The sequence below is a fragment of the Microbispora amethystogenes genome, from assembly GCF_016863015.1.
GTDB classification, from domain to species: Bacteria; Actinomycetota; Actinomycetes; order Streptosporangiales; family Streptosporangiaceae; genus Microbispora; species Microbispora amethystogenes.
Genome location: NZ_BOOB01000021.1, coordinates 19330 through 38157 on the forward strand (window position 1 = coordinate 19330; position 18828 = coordinate 38157).

The 18828-nt window shown below is 73.2% G+C and carries 20 protein-coding genes and 1 pseudogene; 10 read left to right on the plus strand and 11 right to left on the minus strand.

The annotated features are described in order from the left end of the window. The first annotated feature begins 102 nt into the window (after window positions 1-102). The 3 genes from Mam01_RS15920 (at window position 103) to Mam01_RS15930 (ending at window position 3693) form a co-directional block, all read left to right on the plus strand. Window positions 103-1314: an MFS transporter gene (locus Mam01_RS15920; RefSeq protein ID WP_204286101.1), complete on the plus strand. Its 1212-nt coding sequence runs from the start codon at window positions 103-105 to the stop codon at window positions 1312-1314. 122 nt (window positions 1315-1436) lie between these two features. Continuing rightward, window positions 1437-2219 (plus strand): FCD domain-containing protein, encoded by a 783-nt coding sequence (locus tag Mam01_RS15925; RefSeq protein ID WP_204286102.1) that lies wholly within the window; start codon window positions 1437-1439, stop codon window positions 2217-2219. Window positions 2220-2262: 43 nt separating this feature from the next. Further along, complete coding sequence (locus Mam01_RS15930; protein ID WP_204286103.1) at window positions 2263-3693, plus strand: amidohydrolase family protein; 1431 nt, start codon at window positions 2263-2265, stop codon at window positions 3691-3693. 69 nt (window positions 3694-3762) lie between these two features. Here Mam01_RS15930 and hydA read toward each other — a convergent pair whose 3' ends face one another. Beyond that, on the minus strand, window positions 3763-5190 hold the full coding sequence (gene hydA, locus Mam01_RS15935; RefSeq protein WP_204286104.1) for a dihydropyrimidinase: 1428 nt from the start codon (window positions 5188-5190) through the stop codon (window positions 3763-3765). A gap of 148 nt (window positions 5191-5338) precedes the next feature. On the opposite strand from hydA, the gene Mam01_RS15940 reads away from it, so the two are divergent. Further along, window positions 5339-6040, plus strand: coding sequence for an isochorismatase family protein (locus tag Mam01_RS15940; protein WP_204286105.1), 702 nt, complete (start codon window positions 5339-5341; stop codon window positions 6038-6040). On the opposite strand, the gene Mam01_RS15945 is transcribed toward Mam01_RS15940, so the two are convergent. The 3 genes from Mam01_RS15945 to Mam01_RS15955 form a co-directional block, all read right to left on the minus strand. Further along, a complete protein-coding gene (locus tag Mam01_RS15945; protein ID WP_204286106.1) occupies window positions 6024-6842 on the minus strand; it encodes an FCD domain-containing protein in 819 nt (272 codons plus the stop codon). The two genes, Mam01_RS15940 and Mam01_RS15945, sit on opposite strands and share 17 nt — an antisense overlap. A 78-nt stretch (window positions 6843-6920) precedes the next feature. Continuing rightward, window positions 6921-7583 carry a response regulator gene (locus Mam01_RS15950; RefSeq protein ID WP_204286107.1) on the minus strand — a complete coding sequence of 221 codons (663 nt, stop codon included), beginning with the start codon at window positions 7581-7583 and terminating at the stop codon, window positions 6921-6923. Next, window positions 7571-8737 carry a sensor histidine kinase gene (locus Mam01_RS15955; RefSeq protein WP_204286108.1) on the minus strand — a complete coding sequence of 389 codons (1167 nt, stop codon included), beginning with the start codon at window positions 8735-8737 and terminating at the stop codon, window positions 7571-7573. Before Mam01_RS15955 ends, Mam01_RS15950 begins: the two co-directional genes overlap by 13 nt. Before the next feature lie 132 nt (window positions 8738-8869). On the opposite strand from Mam01_RS15955, the gene Mam01_RS15960 reads away from it, so the two are divergent. The 3 genes from Mam01_RS15960 (at window position 8870) to Mam01_RS15970 (ending at window position 10658) form a co-directional block, all read left to right on the plus strand. Beyond that, window positions 8870-9865, plus strand: a complete 996-nt coding sequence (locus Mam01_RS15960; RefSeq protein WP_204286109.1) for an AF_0692 family protein — start codon at window positions 8870-8872, stop codon at window positions 9863-9865. A 71-nt stretch (window positions 9866-9936) separates the two neighbouring features. Continuing rightward, window positions 9937-10287, plus strand: coding sequence for a hypothetical protein (locus tag Mam01_RS15965; protein WP_204286110.1), 351 nt, complete (start codon window positions 9937-9939; stop codon window positions 10285-10287). 2 nt (window positions 10288-10289) lie between these two features. Next, window positions 10290-10658 (plus strand): hypothetical protein, encoded by a 369-nt coding sequence (locus Mam01_RS15970; protein ID WP_204286111.1) that lies wholly within the window; start codon window positions 10290-10292, stop codon window positions 10656-10658. A gap of 54 nt (window positions 10659-10712) precedes the next feature. Here Mam01_RS15970 and Mam01_RS15975 read toward each other — a convergent pair whose 3' ends face one another. From Mam01_RS15975 to trpB, 3 genes are read right to left on the minus strand one after another with little or no spacing between them, the layout of a single operon-like run. Next, window positions 10713-11492 (minus strand): GntR family transcriptional regulator, encoded by a 780-nt coding sequence (locus tag Mam01_RS15975; protein WP_204286112.1) that lies wholly within the window; start codon window positions 11490-11492, stop codon window positions 10713-10715. Beyond that, window positions 11489-12325, minus strand: a complete 837-nt coding sequence (trpA, locus tag Mam01_RS15980) for a tryptophan synthase subunit alpha (RefSeq protein ID WP_204286113.1) — start codon at window positions 12323-12325, stop codon at window positions 11489-11491. Before trpA ends, Mam01_RS15975 begins: the two co-directional genes overlap by 4 nt. Then, window positions 12322-13527 carry a tryptophan synthase subunit beta gene (gene trpB / locus Mam01_RS15985; protein WP_204286114.1) on the minus strand — a complete coding sequence of 402 codons (1206 nt, stop codon included), beginning with the start codon at window positions 13525-13527 and terminating at the stop codon, window positions 12322-12324. The genes trpA and trpB overlap by 4 nt, the downstream gene beginning before the upstream one ends. A 185-nt stretch (window positions 13528-13712) precedes the next feature. On the opposite strand from trpB, the gene Mam01_RS15990 reads away from it, so the two are divergent. Next, a complete protein-coding gene (locus Mam01_RS15990; protein ID WP_204286115.1) occupies window positions 13713-15128 on the plus strand; it encodes a xylulokinase in 1416 nt (471 codons plus the stop codon). Window positions 15129-15412: 284 nt separating this feature from the next. Here the strand turns inward: Mam01_RS15990 and Mam01_RS15995 are convergent. The 3 genes and pseudogenes from Mam01_RS15995 to Mam01_RS16005 all read right to left on the minus strand — a co-directional run. Then, window positions 15413-15643 (minus strand): annotated as a pseudogene (locus tag Mam01_RS15995) (GNAT family N-acetyltransferase); the annotation flags it as partial. Between the two features lie 36 nt (window positions 15644-15679). Continuing rightward, window positions 15680-16063 (minus strand): TIGR03618 family F420-dependent PPOX class oxidoreductase, encoded by a 384-nt coding sequence (locus tag Mam01_RS16000; protein WP_204286116.1) that lies wholly within the window; start codon window positions 16061-16063, stop codon window positions 15680-15682. Between the two features lie 79 nt (window positions 16064-16142). Continuing rightward, window positions 16143-16736, minus strand: coding sequence for a dihydrofolate reductase family protein (locus Mam01_RS16005; RefSeq protein ID WP_204286117.1), 594 nt, complete (start codon window positions 16734-16736; stop codon window positions 16143-16145). Between the two features lie 90 nt (window positions 16737-16826). Here Mam01_RS16005 and Mam01_RS16010 point away from each other — a divergent pair, with 90 nt between their 5' ends. Then, a complete protein-coding gene (locus tag Mam01_RS16010; protein ID WP_204286118.1) occupies window positions 16827-17279 on the plus strand; it encodes a winged helix-turn-helix transcriptional regulator in 453 nt (150 codons plus the stop codon). 14 nt (window positions 17280-17293) lie between these two features. Here Mam01_RS16010 and Mam01_RS16015 read toward each other — a convergent pair whose 3' ends face one another. Beyond that, the gene (locus Mam01_RS16015; RefSeq protein ID WP_204286119.1) at window positions 17294-18244 is read right to left on the minus strand and encodes a helix-turn-helix transcriptional regulator; all 951 of its coding nucleotides are present in this window, start codon (window positions 18242-18244) and stop codon (window positions 17294-17296) included. Window positions 18245-18347: 103 nt separating this feature from the next. On the opposite strand from Mam01_RS16015, the gene Mam01_RS16020 reads away from it, so the two are divergent. Beyond that, window positions 18348-18770 carry a VOC family protein gene (locus tag Mam01_RS16020; RefSeq protein WP_204286120.1) on the plus strand — a complete coding sequence of 141 codons (423 nt, stop codon included), beginning with the start codon at window positions 18348-18350 and terminating at the stop codon, window positions 18768-18770. Window positions 18771-18828 lie beyond the last annotated feature (58 nt).

Here is an 18828-nt window from a genome sequence, read left to right on the forward strand (position 1 = left end):
CGACGGCCCTCCCGCCCCGGACAGTGTGGCACAACCATGAACGCGTGCGTACGGATGCCGAACGCCAAATATCCACGATCGACTTCGCTGAATCGATGAACAATGCGAACAGACAATCCTCCGTCGTCGCCGGAGGCCCACCCGGGGCCCTTCGGGCTGGTGGCCCACCGTCCCTGGCGGCTCTGGATCCTCGGCTCCCTGCTGGCCCGGCTGCCCACGTCCATGGCGGGGCTGGTGCTGATGCTCGTGGGCGAGCGGGTCACCGGCTCGCTGGCGGAGGGCGCGCTGCTGGCCGGGGTGCTCAGCCTCTGCTCGGGGCCGCCCGGCCCGTTCTTCGGGCGGCTGCTCGACCGGCTCGAACTGCGCCGCGCGATGAGGGTGACGGTGGCCCTTTCCGGGCTGGTCACGCTGGGCCTGGTCGCGGCCGCCGAGGTGCGGGCGCCGATCTGGGCGTTGTACGTCCTGTCCGTCGTCCTCGGGCTGGCGACGGCGGGGATGTGGGGCGGCATGCGGGCCCTGCTCGTGGTGACGGTTCCGGCCGTCCAGCTCCGCCGCGCCCACTTCGCCGAGTCCCTGCTCGTCGAGCTGTGCTCGGTGGTCGGCCCGGTCCTGGTCAGCGTGCTCGTGCTGACGGGCGGGACCGTCGCCGCGCTCGCCGGGATGGCGGCCCTGTCGCTGCTGGGCGCCTGGCTCATGCGGGCCGTGCCGCCGCTGCCTCCGGCGCCCCGGCGCCCGGACACGCTCCTCCCGCCGCGCGACACGCAACTCGTCTCCGCCCTGGTGCTGTGGATCGGCCTGGCGTACGGGCTGCTCATGGCCAACGTGCCGCAGCGGATGGCGCAGTACGGCCTCGACTCCGGCGCCTCCGGCTGGTTCACCGCGGCCCTGCCCGCCGGGGCCTGCCTCGGCGGGATCGTCGTCAGCGCCTGGCCGCTGGGCCGCCGGCGTGCCCTGCTCACCACGACGGCCATGCTGCTCGCCTCGGCGGCCCTGGCCGTGCCGCCCGGGCTCGCGGGCGGCTCCCTCGGGTACGCCGCGGGGTTGTTCGCCGCCGGGCTGTTCATGGTGCCGCTCAACGGCCTGATGGCGACCGAGATCGAGGGACGGATGGGCCTGCGCCGCCGGGCCGAGGCGTTCTCCTACTTCGGGTCGGCCGCGGTCGCCGGCGGCTCCGGAGGCTACTTCCTCGCCGGCGCGCTGGACGGCCGGCTGGAACCGGCCGCCGTGGGCCTGCTGTCGTCCGCCGCGTTCCTGCTGCTCGCGCTGGTCCTCGCCGCCGTACTGCTGCTGCGGCGCGTCCGGAGGAGCCGCTGAGCCGAGCCATGCATACCCCAATGCAGACCCCCACGCCGGCCCACGCGCCCGCGCCCGCGCCCGCGGCACCTTCCCCCGACACCCACCCTGCTCCCGAGCCTGTTCGAACGGATTCCTGACCAGTGAGCGACGTCCCCTATCCGATCTCCTCCCCTCTGTCCCACCAGGAGCTGTTGCTGCTCGACATCGTCGCCGAGTCGGCCGACCCCGTCGGCGCGCGCATCGCGACGCGCCTCCTGGGCGACAGCGGCATCGCGCTGAGCGAGGCCAGCACGTCCCGGCTGCTCGCCCGGCTGGACGAACTGGGACTGACCGTCTCCTCTGGCCGCAAGGGCCGGGTGGTCACGGACGCGGGCCGCCGCGTGGCCCAGGTCACCCGGCGCACCCGGCGGCAGGCGAAAGGGCTGCACCAGGCGCTGGACATCCAGAACGCGCGTCAGCTGCTCGACCTGCTGTACGCCCGGCGCGGGGTGGAGCGCGAGGCCGCCCGGTGGGCCGCGGCCCGGGCCACCCCCGCCGACATCGAACGGCTCGAAGAACTGGTGAACGGGCACCGCGAGGCGCTCGACGCCGGCGGCGACGCCCGGCTGTGCGGCATGCGCTTCCACCGGGAGATCTTCCGCATCTCCCGCAACCGCCTGCTCCAGGCGATCGGCGACGTCGTGCTCGACGAGTCGCTCGAACCCCTGGAACGGGTGCTCGACGTCATCACGGGCGGCCACGGGACCCTCGCCCAGTCCGCTCCCGAGCACGTCGACGTCCTGGCCGCCATCCGCGCGGGCGACCCCGACGAGGCGGAGCGGACGATGCTCGCGCACGTCGACCGGCTGATCGAGGAGGCCGAACGCGCCGCGACGGACCGCGGCGCCGAGGTCGTCAAACGCCTGATCGAGCTCACGCTCTGACCCGAAGAGACACGAGGAAAACGAAAAGAAAGGGGAGAGGCACATGCCGATCCTGCGCCTTGACGCCCGCTACGTGGTGGCCTTCCAGGACGGTGAGCACCGGCTGCTGGAGAACGGCACCGTCGTCGTGGACGGCGACCGCGTCGTCTACACCGGCCGCGACTACCAGGGGCCGGCCGACGAGCGGGTGGACGCCGGAGACACGCTGGTCACGCCGGGGTTCATCAACACGCACGCCCACCTGGAGACCGCCCCGCTGGACAAGTCCTTCCAGGAGGACGTCGGGAAGCGGCAGTTCTTCTCCACCGGCCTGGTCGAGACCCTGCCGATGCAGGAGAACTCCATCGACGAGGAGGGCGTCGACACCTGCATCGACGTCTCGATGTCCGAGCTCATCCGTACGGGCACCACGACCGTGATGCACCAAGGGCTGCGGGGCCGGCGGGTGGCCGAGGCCTGCGAACGGGCCGGCCTGCGCGCCTACATCGCGGACGGGTACCGGTCGGGCCGCTGGTTCACCCCCGACGGGAACCGCGTCGCGTACGAGTGGGACGAGGACGGCGGGTTCGCCGGCCTGGAACGGGCCGTGCGGCTGATCGAGGAACTGCGCGACGGCGGTTCCGGACGCGTGCGGGGCTTCCTGTCCCCGTGGCAGGCCAACACCTGCACGCCCGACCTGCTGAAGGAGTCGCGGCGGCTGTCCGACGACCTGGAGGTGCCGCTGACGATCCACGCCGCCCAGGCGATGTTCGAGGTGATGGACGTCATGGCGGCGCACGGCATGACGCCGATCGAGTATCTGGAGTCGGCCGGGTTCCTCGGCCCCCGGGTCGTGCTCGGGCACGCGATCTTCACCACCGGCACCTCGTGGCTGAACCTGCCCGGGGACGACCTGCGGCGCATCGCGGACTCCGGCGCCTCGATCTCCTACAACGCCTGGACGTTCGCCCGGCGCGGCATCATGGTCGAATCGCTCCCCGGCTACCGGAGAGCCGGCGTCAACATCACGCTCGGCACGGACACCACGCCGCAGTCCATGATCGAGTCGATCCGCTGGTCGGCCATCCTGGGCAAGGTGGCCGACCGGCGCGCCGACTCCTGGCTCGCCACCCATCTGCTCGACGCCGCGACGGTCAACGCGGCCCGGCTGCTGGGCCGCGACGACCTCGGCCGGATCGCGCCGGGAGCCAAGGCCGACCTGCTGCTGTGGCGGCTCGACACCCCCGTCATGTCACCGGTCCGCGATCCCATCAGGAACCTCGTCTACTACGCGACCCGCGAGGACCTGGCGTCCGTGATGATCGACGGCGCGTGGGTGATGCGGGACGGCGCCCTGCTCACCGTGGACGAGGAGGGGATGACCGAGCGCCTCCAGCGGGCCGGCGAGCGCTCCTGGGCCCGGGTGCCGGACCACGACCGGCTCGGCCGCACCCTCGAAGAGGTCGCGCCGTCCTCCCTCCGCCCGTTCCGCTGACCGTTCCGTCCCCGTGCCGGAGGAGGTTCCGTGCCGGAGGAGAGTCCGGGCGCGTCGCCGGGGGCAGGCTCACGCCGACGGGTGCCGGCCTGCCCCCCGCGCCGCCTGTCTCCCCGGCCACTGCCGGACGTCGATCCGCTGCGGAACGAAGCGCCCGGCGCCTTTGGCGCCCGTGAACCGGCCGTCGCGGGCCACCACCCGGCCGCGGGAGATCGTGAGCTCGGGCAGGCCCGCACCGGTCATGCCCTCGTACGGCTCGTAGTCGCTGCCCCAGCCCGCCTCGAAGGCCGGCCAGGTCCACTCCCGCCCGGGGTTCCACAGCACCAGGTCGGCGTCCGCGCCCACGCGGATCACCCCCTTGCGGGGATACATGCCGAACGTCCGGGCCGGGCCGGTGGCCGACACCTCGACGAACCCCCGCAGGCCGAGCCGGCCCCGGGTGACCGCGTGGTCCCACAGCAGGGGGATCCGCGCGTCCAGGCCGGGGGCTCCCGGCGGCAGCACGGTGAAGTCGGCGGCGCCGGGCAGCTTGTGCTCCAGGCCGTAGGCGCAGTGGTCGGAGGCCACGCTGCCCAGGACTCCGGCGCGCAGCGCGTCCCAGAGGCGGTCCTGCGCGGCGGCGTCCCTGACCGGCGGCGTGATCACGTACTTCCACCCGTCGGGACGCCGGTACACCGAGTCGTCCAGCACCAGGTAGTGGGTACAGGTCTCCGCCTGCACCAGGACGCCCGACTCACCGGCCGCCTCGATGGCGGCCAGCGCCTCGCCGCCGGAGACGTGGTAGACGTACACCGGCGCGCCGAGCTCCCGGGCGAAGTGCGTCACCAGGCCGATCGCGGCGCTCTCCGCGCTGCCGGGCCGGCTGCGGGGGAAGCGGTCGATGGCCGCGGCCGAGCCGGACAGCACCGCGGACCTGGCGTGTTCGAGGATGGCGTGGTTCTCGGCGTGGAAACCGGCGAGCCCGCCCACCTCCGCCACGGTGGTCATCACCGCCCTGATCTCGCCGTCGTCGAGCCGGTCGTCGTACGTCGTGTAGATCTTGAAGGAGGCCAGGCCCTCGTCCACCAGGGCGGGGATCTCCCGCAGCCGGTCCGGGGTGATGCGGGCGATCACCGGATGGAAGGTGTAGTCGATCACCGATGGCGCCGCCTCGGCCATGCGCTCGCGGGCCGCGGCCAGGAGCGACCCGCCGGACGCCGGGACGAAGTCGATCACCGTGGTGGTGCCGCTGACCGCCGCCGCCCGGGTCGCCGAGGCGAAGTCGTCGAGGCTGCGGACGCCTTCCGCGATCGGCCAGGCGATGTGGGTGTGGGTGTCGATCCCCCCGGGGACCAGGACCGCGCCCGGTGAGGCCTCGACGATCCGCGTCCCCCGCAGGGTGCCCGGCGCGGCGAGCGCGGCGATCCTCTCGCCGGTGACGCCGACGTCGGCCACCTCGATGTCGTGCTCACCCACGACGAGGGCACCGCTCACCACGAGGTCGAAGTCATCACGCACCGGACATCTCCCGACAGTAATCCATCAACACGGAAAGATGTCTATCTCAGATATCAGATAACTGTCTAGGTCTATCAAAATTGAGGAAGATGCTTGTATCGTGACGATCGTGAATCGCCGCCTCCAGTGCGTGAAAGGTGACGCCGACATGACCGCTGCGCAGACCCAGCAGACCCATGGCCTCGGCAACCGGGACCTGCTCGACCAGTACCTCGCGGCGGGGTTCGCCGGACGCGTCGGATGGGGGGAGCGCGTGGCCCTCCTGGTCATCGACATGGCCGGAGCCTGGACGAGCCAGGACGAGATGATCGGCGCGAACCTCGACGGCGTGCTGCGCAACATCCGGCGGCTTCTGGACGTCGTGCGCACGCGTGACGACATTCCGGTGGTGTTCACCACCATGGCCTACGACGAGACGTACTCCGATCTTCCCCTCCCGAGCCGGCTGAAGACCCCGCACCTGGAGCGCATGATCCGGGGGTCCGAGCGCGTCCGGCTGGTGCCCGGGCTGGACCGCCGCCCGCACGAGGCGCTCATCGAGAAGCCGCGGGCCAGCGCGTTCTTCAACACCAACCTGCCGAGCATCCTCGCGGCCCAGCGCATCGACACGGTGGTCGTCGTCGGATGCAGCACCAGCGGGTGCGTCCGCTCGACCTGCGAGAGCGCCATCGACCACGGTCTGCGCGCCATCGTCCCGGCCGAGGCCGTGGGGGACCGCTCCGCCTCGGCGCACGAGGCCGCCCTCTTCGACATCAACGCCCGCTACGCCGACGTGCTGCCCATCGAGGAGGTCGTCGGCCACATCGAGCGGCTCCCGCGGACGGCCGGCGCCGTCACGACTGACGCGTGAACATCAGCAACCGGTCGAAGATGCGCACCTGGTCGCTGCGGGAGAAGTCGGTGACCTCGTCGATCAGCCGGGTGAGGTGACGGGCCATCGCCTCCTCCGCCGCCGCCGGCTCGCGGCGGCGGATCGCCGAGACGATCTCCGCGTGCTCGGGCACCGACTGGCTCACGGTGCCGTGGCCTCCGGTGATCACGTCGAGCACCTTCTCGAGCGGGACGAGCGACTCGTTGAGCACGGCGCCCGCCAGCGCCCCCAGGAGATCGCTGCCCGCGATGCGGGCGATCGCCCGGTGGAACTCCATGCCGATCTGGCGGGCGCGTTCGTCGTCGCCCAGGATCGACTCGTGACGGCGCAGGATCTCCTCGAGCCCCGCGACGTCGTCGTCGGTCGCCCGGCTCGCCGCCCGGCCGGCGATCTCCCGCTCGACACCCCGTCTGCCGTGCAGCAGGTCGAGCAGCTGCTCCACCGTGCGGATGTCGAAGGCCCGGGCGAACTCCTCCTCGTGACGCTGCCGCGCCGACATCGCCTCGGCGCAGCGCCGTCCGTGCTCGGTCAGCGTCCGGCCCTTGCGGCCGGACGGCATGGTGAGCCCGAAGTCGTCCAGGCGCTTGAAGATCCGTGAGACGGTCGCCTCGCTGATCTCCAGCCCGCTCTCGCGCAGCTGGCGGCCCGCGAGCCGGGCGCCCACGGGACCGTCGGCCCGCCACACGATGCCGAGCAGGCGCTCCTCTTCGAGGTCGAGGTCAGGAGCGGCGCCGTTCATCGCGGGGACGTCGGAAGCCGATGGTCGCGCTCGCCTCGCCACTTTGCGAGCCTCCCCATCCTTTGGTGGACCCCACTGAAGCGCCCATGATATCGGTCTGCCCGGCACCCGGAACGCTGACTAGAGCGGGTTGTCGTGGGCGATCAGGGCGAGCTGGACGCGGTTGTCCAGGCCGGTCTTGGCGAGGATGCGGGAGACGTAGCTCTTGACCGTGCCGACGCTCATGTGGAGCTCGGCCGCGATGTCCGCGTTGGACCTGCCCCGGCCGACCGCGGCGGCGACCTCGCGCTCGCGGTCGCTGAGCCTGGACAGCAGCCGGCGCGCGTCGTCGCGGCGGCGGTCCTCCGTCTCGGGCGCCAGGTGGGCGATCAGGCGCCGGGTCACGTCGGGCGACAGGATCGGCTCGCCCGCCGCCACCCGCAGGACCGCGTCCACGATGCCCTCCGGCGGGGTGTCCTTCAGCAGGAACCCGCCGGCCCCGGCGCGCAGCGCGCCGAAGACGTGCTCGTCGGCGTCGAACGTGGTCAGGATGACGACCTGGGGAGGGTCGGGCCGCCGCCGCAGCAGGCGGGTGGCGTCGATCCCGTTCAGGCCCGGCATCCGGATGTCCATGAGCACCACGTCGGGCGCGTGCGCGTCGACCGCGGCCGCGACGTCGGCGCCGTCGGCCACACCGCCCACCACGACGAGCTCGTCGGCGCCCCTGAGCATCAGGGTCAGACCCGCCCTGACGAGCGGGTCGTCGTCCACGACCAGCACGCGGATGGCGCTCACACCGGCCATGGTAGCCAGACCGCCAGCCGGAACCCGTCCTCGTCCACACCGGCCCGCTCCACCCGCCCGCCCGCCAGCTCGGCGCGCTCCCGCATCCCGGCCAGGCCGGCGCCCTCGCCCGCGACAGGACCCGCCACAGAGGCGGAACCGGAAGCGGAACCGGCGGCGGACGTCGCGACGGGGTTGCGCACCTCGATGGCCAGCCCCCGGCCGGGGGCGCCGTCGAGGCGTACGGTCACCGGCCGGCCGGGGGCGTGCCTGCGGGCGTTGGTGAGCCCTTCCTGGACGATCCGGTAGGCGGCCCGCGCCGTCGCGCCCGGCAGGCCGGGCAGGCGCACGCCGCCGTCGTGCAGGTCGACGCGCATGCCCGCCCGCCGTACCTCCTCGACCAGCGCCGGCAGGTCGGTCTCGGCCAGGACGGGCGCCTCGCGCAGGACCGAGATCACCTGGCGCAGCTCCTGCAGCGCGTGGTGGGCGCTGGAGCGCATGACCGCGGCCGCCTCGACCACCTCGGCGGGGTCGGCCCGCGCGTTGAACTCCAGCGCCCCGGCGTGCAGCGCCAGCAGCGACAGCCGGTGCGCCAGCACGTCGTGCATCTCGCGGGCGATGGCCAGGCGCTCGGTGTGGCGCGCCTGCTCGACGCGCCGCCGTTGTTCCTCCTCGGCCCTGCGGAGCCGCTCCGCCAGCGACAGCAGAAGTTGGCGGCGGGCCCGCGCCAGCATCCCCCATCCGGTCAGCGCCACCCCGAACAGCACCGCGACCAGCGCCCACACCGGGTACGGCGCCAGGCCCGGCGGCCGCAGCCAGAACCGGGCCAGCGTCGCCGCCACCCACGCCGCGCCCATGCCGATCGCCACCGCCGAACGCCGGTACAGGGCGGTCATCAGCGTGGCGATCCCGGCCGCGACCGACGCCGAGGCGGCGGGCACCGCCAGCGCCACGGCGATCAGCGCCGTGGTGGCCGGCCACCGGCGCGACAGCCACAGCGCCCCGCACGCCACCGCGCCGCCGGCCGCGTCGGCGACCAGGTGCCAGGCGGGCGCCTCGCCGAGGTCTCCTCGCACGACGACCGCGGCCGCGGCCAGCGCGCAGGCGACGCTCCCCGCCCGGATCGCCCGGTCCCGCCGGGTGCCGGCCGGGCCCGGCCGTACGTCTGCCGTCACGGACGCCCAGCGTAACGACGACGGGCGGGGCGGCGGCAGCAACCAAAGTCGACGCGGGGTTGTCACCTGGGTTGCCATGGGCAGGACCGGGGGCGGCAGACGCGGGGGGTGCGCGCGGCACACGCTGGCCGCATGACGGCGAACAAGACACGCGGCCGCCTGGCCGCCCTGCTCCTCGCGGTGATCACACCGCTCGTGGCCGAGTTCACCCTCGGCAACCCGCCGCTGCGCATGGCCTGGCTCCTGCTGCTGTGGATCCCGATCTACGGCGCGGGCGTCGTCCTGGTGCGCGAACTCGTACGGCGGGCCGGGACGGGCTGGACCGGGGTGCTGCTGCTCGGCGCGGCGTACGGCATCGTCGAGGAGGGCCTGGCGCTGCAGGCGCTGAGCAGCCCCACGATGTACGGCGCCGCCGGGTGGGCACCGCGGATCCTGGGCCTGAACAGCGCCTACACCGAGCTGCAGATCCCCTACCACGCGGTCTTCAGCGCCGCGATCCCGATCCTCCTGACCGATCTGATCGTCCCGTCCCTGCGCGACCGGCCCTACCTCGGCAGGCTCGGCACGTGGGTGGCAGGGGTGGTCTTCGTCCTCGGCGCGCTGCTGCTGCGGGTGACGGTCGTGACCACCATCGACCCCGGCTATCAGGCGCCGCCGGCGATCCTGGCGGGCTGCGCCGCCGCCGTGGCCCTGCTGGTGGCGGCCGGGCTGCGGCTGAGGTCCCGCCCACGCGCGGCGGCGACCAGGCCGCCCGCGCCCGCGGCGGCGGGGCTGTTCGGCGCGGTGGCCGCCTTCGCCTACCTGGCCTTGCTGTTCCCCTTCGGCGGCGCGACCCGGCCCGCCTTCACCCACGGCGGGTGGGTGCTCGTGCCCATGTCGGCCGCCGTGGTCGTGGCGGTGGCCGTCGCGTGGCTCCTGCGCCGGTGGACGGCGGACGGCCGATGGACCGACCGGCACAGCCTCGCCCTCGCCTCCGGCGCTCTCGTCGCCCACACCGCCTTCGGCCTGATCTCCAACACCGACACGGCAGCCGACCGCGCAGGCCTGGCGGCCGTCGGCGTGGTCATGGCAGGCCTGCTCGCCGTACTGGGCCGCCGGGTCGCCGGCCTCCTTCGCTTCTGCGAGTGATCACGTTTGTGGAGTGGACGAGGTTGGAGCCCTGGCGGGTCGCTCGTGCCCGGACCGACCGCGGTGAGACAGTGATCGTCAAGTGGATGGGACCGCGTGCCGACGGCAGGCATGCCGAGGCGTGGCGATTATGGACGGAAGTAGCCGCACTGCGGTTCCTGGCGGAGGACCTCCGCGTCGATCTGGCACCACGTGTGCTGGCGGCGGACATCTCTGCGGGACGCGTCATCCTGCAGGATCTCGCGCCACGGGTCGCACTGGACGGACTGTTGCGCGGCGATGGCATCGCCGCGCATGCCGTACGACTGGAGGCCTTCGCTCGTGCCCGTGGCGAACTCGGCGCGTTGACCGCCGGACAGGCGGGGCTGTACTACCGGCGGCGAGCGAGCCTCGGGCAGGTCGATCCGGTTGGATGTGGGTGAGCATGCCCGCACAGCCCGGCGGCTCGCCGCCGACGCAAGTCGCCGAGATCTATCGGCGGGCTCTGGCGGCCGGGGTGCCGCAGGCTGAGGACGATCGGCTCTACGGTGCCGCCCTGGCGGCGGCATGCGTGGCATTCGCGCTGACCCGCCTCTGGCGTCTGCCGGCACTGGACGGGCGGCCGGCGGGGGAGGACAGCCGCGCCCAACTCGTGACGACCTTGGAGGCTGCCGCCGCCACCGCTCAGGCGCACCACGCCCTGCCACAGCTGACGGGCCTGTGCCGGCGCCTGGCTGAGGCGCCGCGTTCTCGCTGGCCCGACGCGGATGTGGACATCGCTGCTCTGGCTCCCTACACGCCGCGACGCCGCTGATGTCTCCTGGGATCTCCCGGTTGGGTCCATGGTGGATAGACCGCGTACAGGTTCTCAGCTGATGGCGCCCCAGGTGAGAGAGAGGCCGGTGGCGGCGCGTTCGGTGCGGATCTCCATCATGCTGCCGAGGATGGTGGCGTGGTCGGACACCACGGGTGTGGCGTCGAGTGTGTAGGTGATCCGGGTGCTGACGAGCACCGGGCTGCCTTGCGGCTCCTGGAGGTGACGCGCGGCGGCGGGGTCGAGCAGCCCGGGCCGGACCACCTCGGACGCCCGGGCGACCGTCACCTCCGCGTCGGCGAGGGCCGTGTAGAGGGAGACGGCGGTGAAGTCGCGGTCGCGGATCCGGTCGGCGACCGGCCGGCGGACCCAGGACACCTGGTGCACGGCGGGACGCCCCGCGAACTCGCGGACCCGCTCCAGCCGCAGGGCGGTGTCGCCGGGGCGCAGCCGCAGCTCCGCGGCGATCCGGGCAGGGGCCCGGCGCACCGCCCGACCGGCCACCGCGGTGCGCACGTCATGGCCCTGCTTGCGCAGGTCGTCGACCAGGCTGCGGAGCGAGTCGAGCTGGTACGCCAGATGCGGCGGGGTGACAAACGTGCCCTTGCCGGGCCGCTGCACGATCAGCTTCTCGTCGCTGAGCTCCCGCAACGCCTGGCGCAGCGTCATGAGGGCCACCCCGTAGGAGGCGCTCAGCTCCCGTTGCGGCGGCAGAGCCTCACCCGGCGCGTAGTGCCCCGACCGGATCTTCGCGGCGAGGTCGGCGGCGATGGCGCGGTATCTCGCCTCGTGCCCGGCGTCGGGGCCCGCCTGGGGGTTCGCCTCGGGGGTCATCGTGGTCGGTCACACTCCTGGTCGAGGGCCTGCCGCAGGGGCGCGAGGAAGGCCCGCAGGTCGTCCGGCCCGGCCCCGTCGAGCACCCGCCGCATGACCGCGGCGCCGACCACCACGCCGTCGGCGTGCCGGCGGGCTCCGCGGGCCTGGTCCGGGGTGGAGATGCCGAATCCTAGCAAGACCGGCCGGTCGGTGACGCGCCTGATCCGCCCGGTGAGCTCCGCCGCCGACGCGGCGAGAGCGGCCCGTTCACCGGTGGTGCCCATCAGCGAGACCGCGTAGACGAAACCACGGCTCCGGGCCGAGATCTCCGCCAGCCGCGGCTGCGGCGTCGCCGGTGACGCCAGCAGGACCAGTTCGATCCCGGCGCCTTCGGCCACGCCGGTCAGCTCGTCCGCCTCGTGCACCGGCAGGTCGGGCACGATCAGGCCGCCGACGCCGGCCCGGCGGAGCGCGGCGCAGAACGCCTCGGGGCCGTCGTGCAGCACCAGGTTGTAGTAGGTGCTGACGACCAGCGGCACGCCCAGGTCCGGCAGGCCGGACAGCTCGGACAGATCGGCGAGGATCCGGCGGGTGCTCGCCCCCCGGGCCAGCGCCGCGTCGCTCGCCTGCTGGATGGTGACGCCGTCCAGCGTGGGGTCGGAGAAGGGCAGGCCGACCTCGATCGCGTCCGCCCCGGCGGCGGCGAACGCCCGCAGGTAGTCCGTCCAGCCCGGGGTGATCCCCCCGGTGACGTACGGCATGAGCAGGCCGCGGCCGACGTCCCGGCGGGCGCGCAGGTGGCGTTCGACCGCGCCCGCGGCCACGGCGGGGTTCGTCCTGGGGTAGGTCACAGCAGCTCCTTCAGGGTCGAGACGTCCTTGTCGCCGCGGCCGGACAACGTCATCAGCACCGTCGATCCCGCGGGCAGTTCGCCGTCGCCCGCCGCGCGGATCACCCAGGCGAGGGCGTGCGCGGATTCGAGCGCCGGGACGATGCCCTCGGTGCGCGCCAGCCGTACCGCCGCGCGGACCGCCTCGTCGTCGGTCACGGTGACGTAGCGGGCCCGGCCCAGGTCGCGCAGGTGCGCGTGCTCCGGGCCGACCCCCGGATAGTCAAGCCCGGCGGCGATGGAGTGCGCCTGGGTGATCTGCCCGTCGCCGTCCTGCAGGAACAGCGAGCGGCAGCCGTGCAGGACGCCCAGCCGGCCGCGGGCCGCCCCGGCGCCGCCCTCCGCCTCGACGCCGACCAGGCGCGCTGGAGTATCGGCGAAGCCGGCGAACGTGCCGGCCGCGTTGGATCCGCCGCCGACGCACGCGACCACGTGGTCCGGCACGCCGGTCCGCAGCTCGGCGGCGCACTGCGCGCGGGCCTCGTCGCCGATGACGCGCTGCAGCTCCCGGACCATCCAGGGGTACGGATCCGGCCCGACGACCGAGCCGATGCAGTAGTGGGAGTCGCCGGTCGCACCCACCCAGTGGCGCATGGCCTCGCTGGTCGCGTCCTTGAGGGTGCGGCTGCCCGTGATCACCGGGACCACCTCGGCGCCCAGCATGCGCATCCGGAAGACGTTCAGTGCCTGCCGCTCGATGTCGCGCTCGCCCATGAAGACCGTGGCCTCCAGCCCGAGCAGCGCGGCGGCGGTCGCGGTGGCCACCCCGTGCTGGCCCGCCCCCGTCTCGGCGATCAGCCTGCGCCGTCCCATCCGGGTGGCCAGCAGGGCCTGGCCCAGCACATTGTTGATCTTGTGGGATCCGGTGTGGGTGAGATCCTCGCGCTTGAGGTACAGCCGCACTCCCAGCTCCTCGGACAGGCGGAGGGCCGGGGTGAGCGGGGTCGGCCGCCCGGCGTGCACGGCGAGCAGCCGCGCCAGGGCGCCGCGGAACCCCGGGTCCGCCCAGGCCTCCCGGAACGCCTCGCCCACCTCGCGGCACGCCTCCACCAGGGACTCCGGCGCGTACCGTCCGCCGTACTCCCCGAACCGGCCCCGCGCCGGCGGACCGCCCATCACCCCGTCCGGCGGGACCGGCTCACGCCGCAGCGGCACCTCTCGCATGTCAGCTCCCATCGTTCTATAACTCATGAGTGAGTTCTATAACAGTGAGTGTGACATGGAGCGGCCCGGACGCGCCACCACGGGTCCGTCGCCGGTGACCGGCTCGGGGAGCCTCGGCGGGGCTGTGTCATGATCTCCGCAAAGCCCCGGCGCGGTCGTCCGCGCCCGACACCCCCGGAGGACCGGTGCCCCTCGTCGCCGGGGTCGACTCCTCGACCCAGTCGTGCAAAGTCGTCGTCCGCGACGCCGACACCGGGGAACTGGTGCGCGAAGGCCGCGCGCCACACCCCACCGGGACCGCCGTACCGCCGGCCGCGTGGGAGGCCGCACTTTCCGACGCGGTCGCACAGGCCGGCGGACTGGACGACGTGGCGGCGGCCTCGATCGCCGGGCAGATGCAGGGCATGGTGTGCCTCAACGCGGACGGCGCGGTGATCCGGGACGCGGTGCTGTGGAACGACACCCGCTCGGCCGGCGCCGCCGCCGACCTGATCTCGGATCTCGGCGGCGGGGAGGCGGGACGGCGAGCATGGGCGGAGGCGGTCGGCCTGGTACCGGTGGCCAGCTTCACCGTCACCAAACTGCGCTGGCTGGCCTCGGCCGAGCCGGACAACGCCGCCCGCACGGCCGCGGTGTGTCTGCCGCACGACTGGCTGACCTGGCGACTGTCCGGCGCGCCGGGGCTCGACGCGCTGCGCACCGACCGCAGCGAGGCCAGCGGGACCGGATACTGGTCGGCCGCGACCGGTGAGTACCGCCTGGACCTGATCCGGCTGGCGTTCGGCCGCGACGATGTGCTGCTGCCGCAGGTGCTCGGGCCCACCGGTCAGGCCGGGCACCTGCGCACCGGCGCGCCGCTGGGCCCCGGCGCCGGGGACTGCGCCGCGGCGGCGCTGGGTGCCGGTGCCGAGCCAGGCGACGTGATCGTGTCGATCGGCACCTCAGGCATCGTGTCCACCGTCTCCGACGTGCCGGCCGCGGACCCGAGCGGGATCGTCGCCGGGTTCGCCGACATGACCGGCCGGTTCCTGCCGGTGGTGTGCACGCTCAACGCCGCCCGGGTGCTGGACGCGGCCGCGACCATGCTGCGGGTGGACCACGCGGAGCTGTCGGCGCTGGCGCTGTCGGCCCCGCCGGGCGCCGACGGGCTGGTCCTGGTGCCCTACCTGGAGGGCGAGCGCACACCGAACCGCCCGCACGCCACCGGAGCCGTGCACGGCCTGACCCTGCGGACCTCGACCGCCGCGCACCTGGCCCGCGCGGCGGTGGAGGGCATGCTGTGCGCACTCGCCGACGGGCTGGACGCGATGATCGCGCAGGGCACGACGGTCAACCGGGTCATCCTGGTCGGCGGCGGCGCCCGTTCGGAGGCGGTGCGCCGGATCGCGCCGACGGTCTTCGGCCGCCCTGTGCTCGTCCCACCGCTGGGGGAGCACGTCGCCGACGGCGCAGCCCGCCAGGCGGCCTGGGTGCTGTCGGGCGGGGAGCGGCCGCCGTCGTGGACGGTCGGGCAGGTCGAGACGCACGAGGCGGATACTGTGGCGGCGATCCGCGAACGGTACGCCGTGGCCCGCGAGAACATCCTCGACCGCGCCGACTGATCGCGGCGGCACGGTCAGCGGGCCGGCGTCGCGAACCGCCGGCCACCGCGGGGTGAACCGCGCCGCTCGGCAGCCAGGGCCGATATTCCAGGGTGTGGGCGTCCATGGTGCGCAGGTAGATGAGTTTTCCGATGGCGGTCTTGACCGAGGTCTCGCTGGCGTCGGTGGCGGCTTTGATCAGGAGGCCAGCCGGGTCATCTTCAGCCCGGCGTCATACTTCAGCAGCCGGTCCAGATCCCCGCGCCGTTCGCCGGTCAAAGGAGGCGGGCGAGAGCTCCCGGACCTCAGCGTGGATCCCTGCGCATGCACCAGGTGCGGGGGCCGTTGTCGGGGAGCCGGACGTCGGCGGTGACCCTGAAACCGTGTCGCTCGTAGAACGCCACGTTCCGCTCGCTGGAGGTCTCCAGGAATGCCGGATACCCAGCTCGTTCGGCCTCTTCGAGACCGGGAAGCAGCACCGCGCCGCCAAGGCCCCGCCCCTGGAACTCGGGGGCGGTTCCCACCGTCTCCAGAAACCATCGCCTATGCCCTGCGTAACCGCCAACCGAAGCTCAGCCGACGCCGACGGTCTGCCACTCGGGTTCGATGACGGCGACGACACGTTCCTCCGTCCGGGAGTAGGGCCGGCCGATGTACTTCTCGGAGATCTGGTCGATGATCTCCCACGCCGCGTCGCCTTCGAGCCATCGGACGACCCGGCCGCGGACGATGACGGGCTGGAACGGGTTGTCGGCGGGCGCCAGGGAGAGTGCCACCCGGGGATCGCCGCGCAGGTTGCGGGCCTTGCGCGAGTGCGGCCCGGTGAGGAAGACGAGGTGGTCGCCGTGGGTTCCGGCCCAGAGGGGGACGGTGTGGGGCGAGCCGTCCGGCAGCACGGTGGCGAGGTGGGCCAGCGAGGTTCCGTCGAAGGCGCGGCGTACGTCGGGGTCGAGCATCTGCTTCTCCTTGCGGGGTTGTCGTCGGTGACACGGCCCGGCCGGTGGCGGGGGAGAGCCCCCACGCCGGGGACGAGGGTCAGCGTTCGACCTGGTAGTGGAGGTGGGTGACACCGGGCGCCGGGACGGCCTGGACGAGGCCCAGGCGCACGTGCCCGGGCAGCGACCGGAAGAAGGGACGCCCGCCGCCGAGCAGGATCGGCACCTGATGGAGGATCACCTCGTCGACGAGCCCGGCCCTGAGGGCCTCGGTGGCGACGCCGCCGCCCATGAGCCCGACGTCCTTGCCCCCGGCGGCCTCGCGTGCCGCCGCGACCGCGTCCTCGATGCCGGTGGTGATCAGGGTCTGCCGCTCGGTCATCTCGAGCGCGGGCCGGCGGCTGAGGACGAAGACCCGGGCCGCAGGATGGGGGCTGCCGCCTCCGAAACCGTCGGAGTCGTCGTACGTGGCGCGCCCTGCCACGATCGCGCCGACACGTCCGGCGAGGGTGTCGAAGACCTGGGCGCTGGGTCCGCTCAGTTCGAAGCCGCCGAACACCTGACTGGGCGTGTCGCCGTCGAAATACCAGTCGAACAGCATGCCCGCGTCGCCCAGTCCGCGCCCGGCGCCGGGGTCGCGCCCGGTGATGTACCCGTCGACCGACACCGCATGGGCAATGAGGACCTTGCTCATCGTGCGACTCCTTTTGGAGTTCCTTAAAGAGACTCCACGACAGTACCATCCTGAGTTCCCTGAGGGAACCTCAAGAACTAGACTGATCCCATGCAACGTACGAACTTCGGGGAGATGGCCTGCTCCATCGCACGCACGCTCGACGTGATCGGGGAGCCGTGGTCGCCGCTGATCCTGCGCGACGTGTGGGTCGGCATGAACCGGTTCGACCAGCTCCAGGCCGACCTCGGGATCTCACGCAAGGTGCTGACCGAGCGGCTCAACCACCTCGTCGGCCAGGGCGTGCTCGAACGCCGCCCCTACGACAACCGGCCACGCTACGAGTACCACCTGACCCAGAAGGGCGCCGAGCTGGTCGACCTGCTCATGGTCATGGCCGGCTGGGGAGACAGGTGGCTGGCGGGCGAAGCCGGGCCGCCGGTGCTCTACCGCCACCACGCCTGCGGTCAGATCAGTCACGTCGACCTGCGCTGTGCCCACTGCGGCCGGTCGATGCACGCCGGCGACATCGACCTGCTGCCGGGTCCGGGTGCCGCCGCCTGACCCTGGCCGCCGCGTCAGCGAAGGGCGTCCGCGTAGCGGCGGGCCAGGTGGGCGAAGGCGGCCTTGAGCTCGGCCGGGCCGACGACCTCGATGTCGGCGTCGAACCTGCCGACGGCGGCGGCCAGTCCGGTCCACGACCACGAGCCCAGGACGAGCCGGCAGCGGTCCGGGCCGAGCTCCTCGACGACCCCTTCGCGGGTGTAGCGGGACACGACGGCGGCGGGCAGGCCGAGGATCACCTCGCCGCGGCAGGGCCAGTCGCCGGAGCCGTCGGAGCCCCGGAACCTGGCGGCCACGAAGGCGGCCACCGTTCCTCCGGGCAGCTCGCGCGGGATGAAGCGGGGCCCGGCCGGGATGCGCGGGGTGATCCGGTCGGCGCGGAAGGTACGCCAGTCCTCCCGGTCGAGGTCCCAGGCGACGAGGTACCAGCGCCCGCCCCACGTGACGAGGTGATGGGGCTCCGCCCGCCGCGGCGGGGACCCCGCGTAGTCGAAACGCAACACCTCACGACTGTGGACGGCGGCGCTGAGGGCCATGATCACCTCGGCGCCGACCTGAGGGGCCGGCCGGGGCGCGGGGTGCTCGACGGCGGTGACCTGGAGGGTGTCGATCCGGTGGCGCAGCCGTGCGGGCATGACCTGCCGTACGGTGTTCAGCGCTCGGGCCGCGGCCTCCTCGATGCCGGCGCCGCTGGTGACGGCGGTCTGGAGCGCGATGGCCAGGGCGACGGCCTGCTCGTCGTCGAACAGCAGCGGGGGCAGCTCCGTGCCGGCGTCCAGCCGGTAGCCGCCGTCGGGTCCCTTGAAGGTCGCGATGGGATAGCCGAGCTCGCGCAGCCGGTCGATGTCACGGCGCACGGTACGCGGGCTGACCTCCAGCCGCTCGGCGAGCAGTGCCCCCGGCCAGTCCCGGCGCGTCTGGAGCAGTGAGAGCAACGCCAGCAGTCGCGCTGAGGTCTTCGGCATGAAATCCAGTGTGCCGTAGGTAGCGGCCACATCCTGACCGCTACCCCTGCGACGGTTGTCGCACAAGAGGCGCTGCACAGCGTCCAGAACCAATAGGAGCGGCATGTCCGTCAAGTCCGTCACTCATCTGAACTTCCGGGGCGACGCCCGCGCGGCGCTGGAGTTCTACCAGTCCGTCTTCGGCGGTCATCTCGCGGTCGTCACCTACAAGGACGCCGGGAACGTGCAGGACCCCGCCGAGGCGGACCAGGTGATGTGGGGCCAGGTGGTCGCCGGCAACGGCTTCCACGTGATGGCCTACGACGTGCCCTCGCGGCTGCCGTGGGACCGGGGCGAGAACTCGTTCTTCCTCTCCCTCCGCGGCGAGACCACCGAGGAGATCACCGCGTACTGGGAGAAGCTCTCAAACGGGGCGACCATCGCGGCGCCCCTGGAACCCGCGCAGTGGGCTCCGCTGTACGGCATGCTGACCGACCGTTTCGGCGTCGTCTGGGTCGTGGACGTCGCGCGCGAATACAACGGCTGAGCAGCGGGGGGCGTGGTGCGGAGGCCCGCACCACGCCCCGGCCTGACATCGAAGGGAA

What these genes read in the sequence shown, in the direction of transcription:
- Mam01_RS15920 (WP_204286101.1), top strand. Translation starts at nt 103, where the DNA reads ATGCGAACAGACAATCCTCCGTCGTCGCCGGAGGCCCACCCGGGGCCC.
- Mam01_RS15930 (WP_204286103.1), top strand. Translation starts at nt 2,263, where the DNA reads ATGCCGATCCTGCGCCTTGACGCCCGCTACGTGGTGGCCTTCCAGGAC.
- Mam01_RS15940 (WP_204286105.1), top strand. Translation starts at nt 5,339, where the DNA reads ATGACCGCTGCGCAGACCCAGCAGACCCATGGCCTCGGCAACCGGGAC.
- Mam01_RS15950 (WP_204286107.1), bottom strand. Translation starts at nt 7,583, where the DNA reads ATGGCCGGTGTGAGCGCCATCCGCGTGCTGGTCGTGGACGACGACCCG.
- Mam01_RS15960 (WP_204286109.1), top strand. Translation starts at nt 8,870, where the DNA reads ATGACGGCGAACAAGACACGCGGCCGCCTGGCCGCCCTGCTCCTCGCG.
- Mam01_RS15970 (WP_204286111.1), top strand. Translation starts at nt 10,290, where the DNA reads ATGCCCGCACAGCCCGGCGGCTCGCCGCCGACGCAAGTCGCCGAGATC.
- Mam01_RS15975 (WP_204286112.1), bottom strand. Translation starts at nt 11,492, where the DNA reads ATGACCCCCGAGGCGAACCCCCAGGCGGGCCCCGACGCCGGGCACGAG.
- trpB (WP_204286114.1), bottom strand. Translation starts at nt 13,527, where the DNA reads ATGCGAGAGGTGCCGCTGCGGCGTGAGCCGGTCCCGCCGGACGGGGTG.
- Mam01_RS16000 (WP_204286116.1), bottom strand. Translation starts at nt 16,063, where the DNA reads ATGCTCGACCCCGACGTACGCCGCGCCTTCGACGGAACCTCGCTGGCC.
- Mam01_RS16005 (WP_204286117.1), bottom strand. Translation starts at nt 16,736, where the DNA reads ATGAGCAAGGTCCTCATTGCCCATGCGGTGTCGGTCGACGGGTACATC.
- Mam01_RS16010 (WP_204286118.1), top strand. Translation starts at nt 16,827, where the DNA reads ATGCAACGTACGAACTTCGGGGAGATGGCCTGCTCCATCGCACGCACG.
- Mam01_RS16015 (WP_204286119.1), bottom strand. Translation starts at nt 18,244, where the DNA reads ATGCCGAAGACCTCAGCGCGACTGCTGGCGTTGCTCTCACTGCTCCAG.
- Mam01_RS16020 (WP_204286120.1), top strand. Translation starts at nt 18,348, where the DNA reads ATGTCCGTCAAGTCCGTCACTCATCTGAACTTCCGGGGCGACGCCCGC.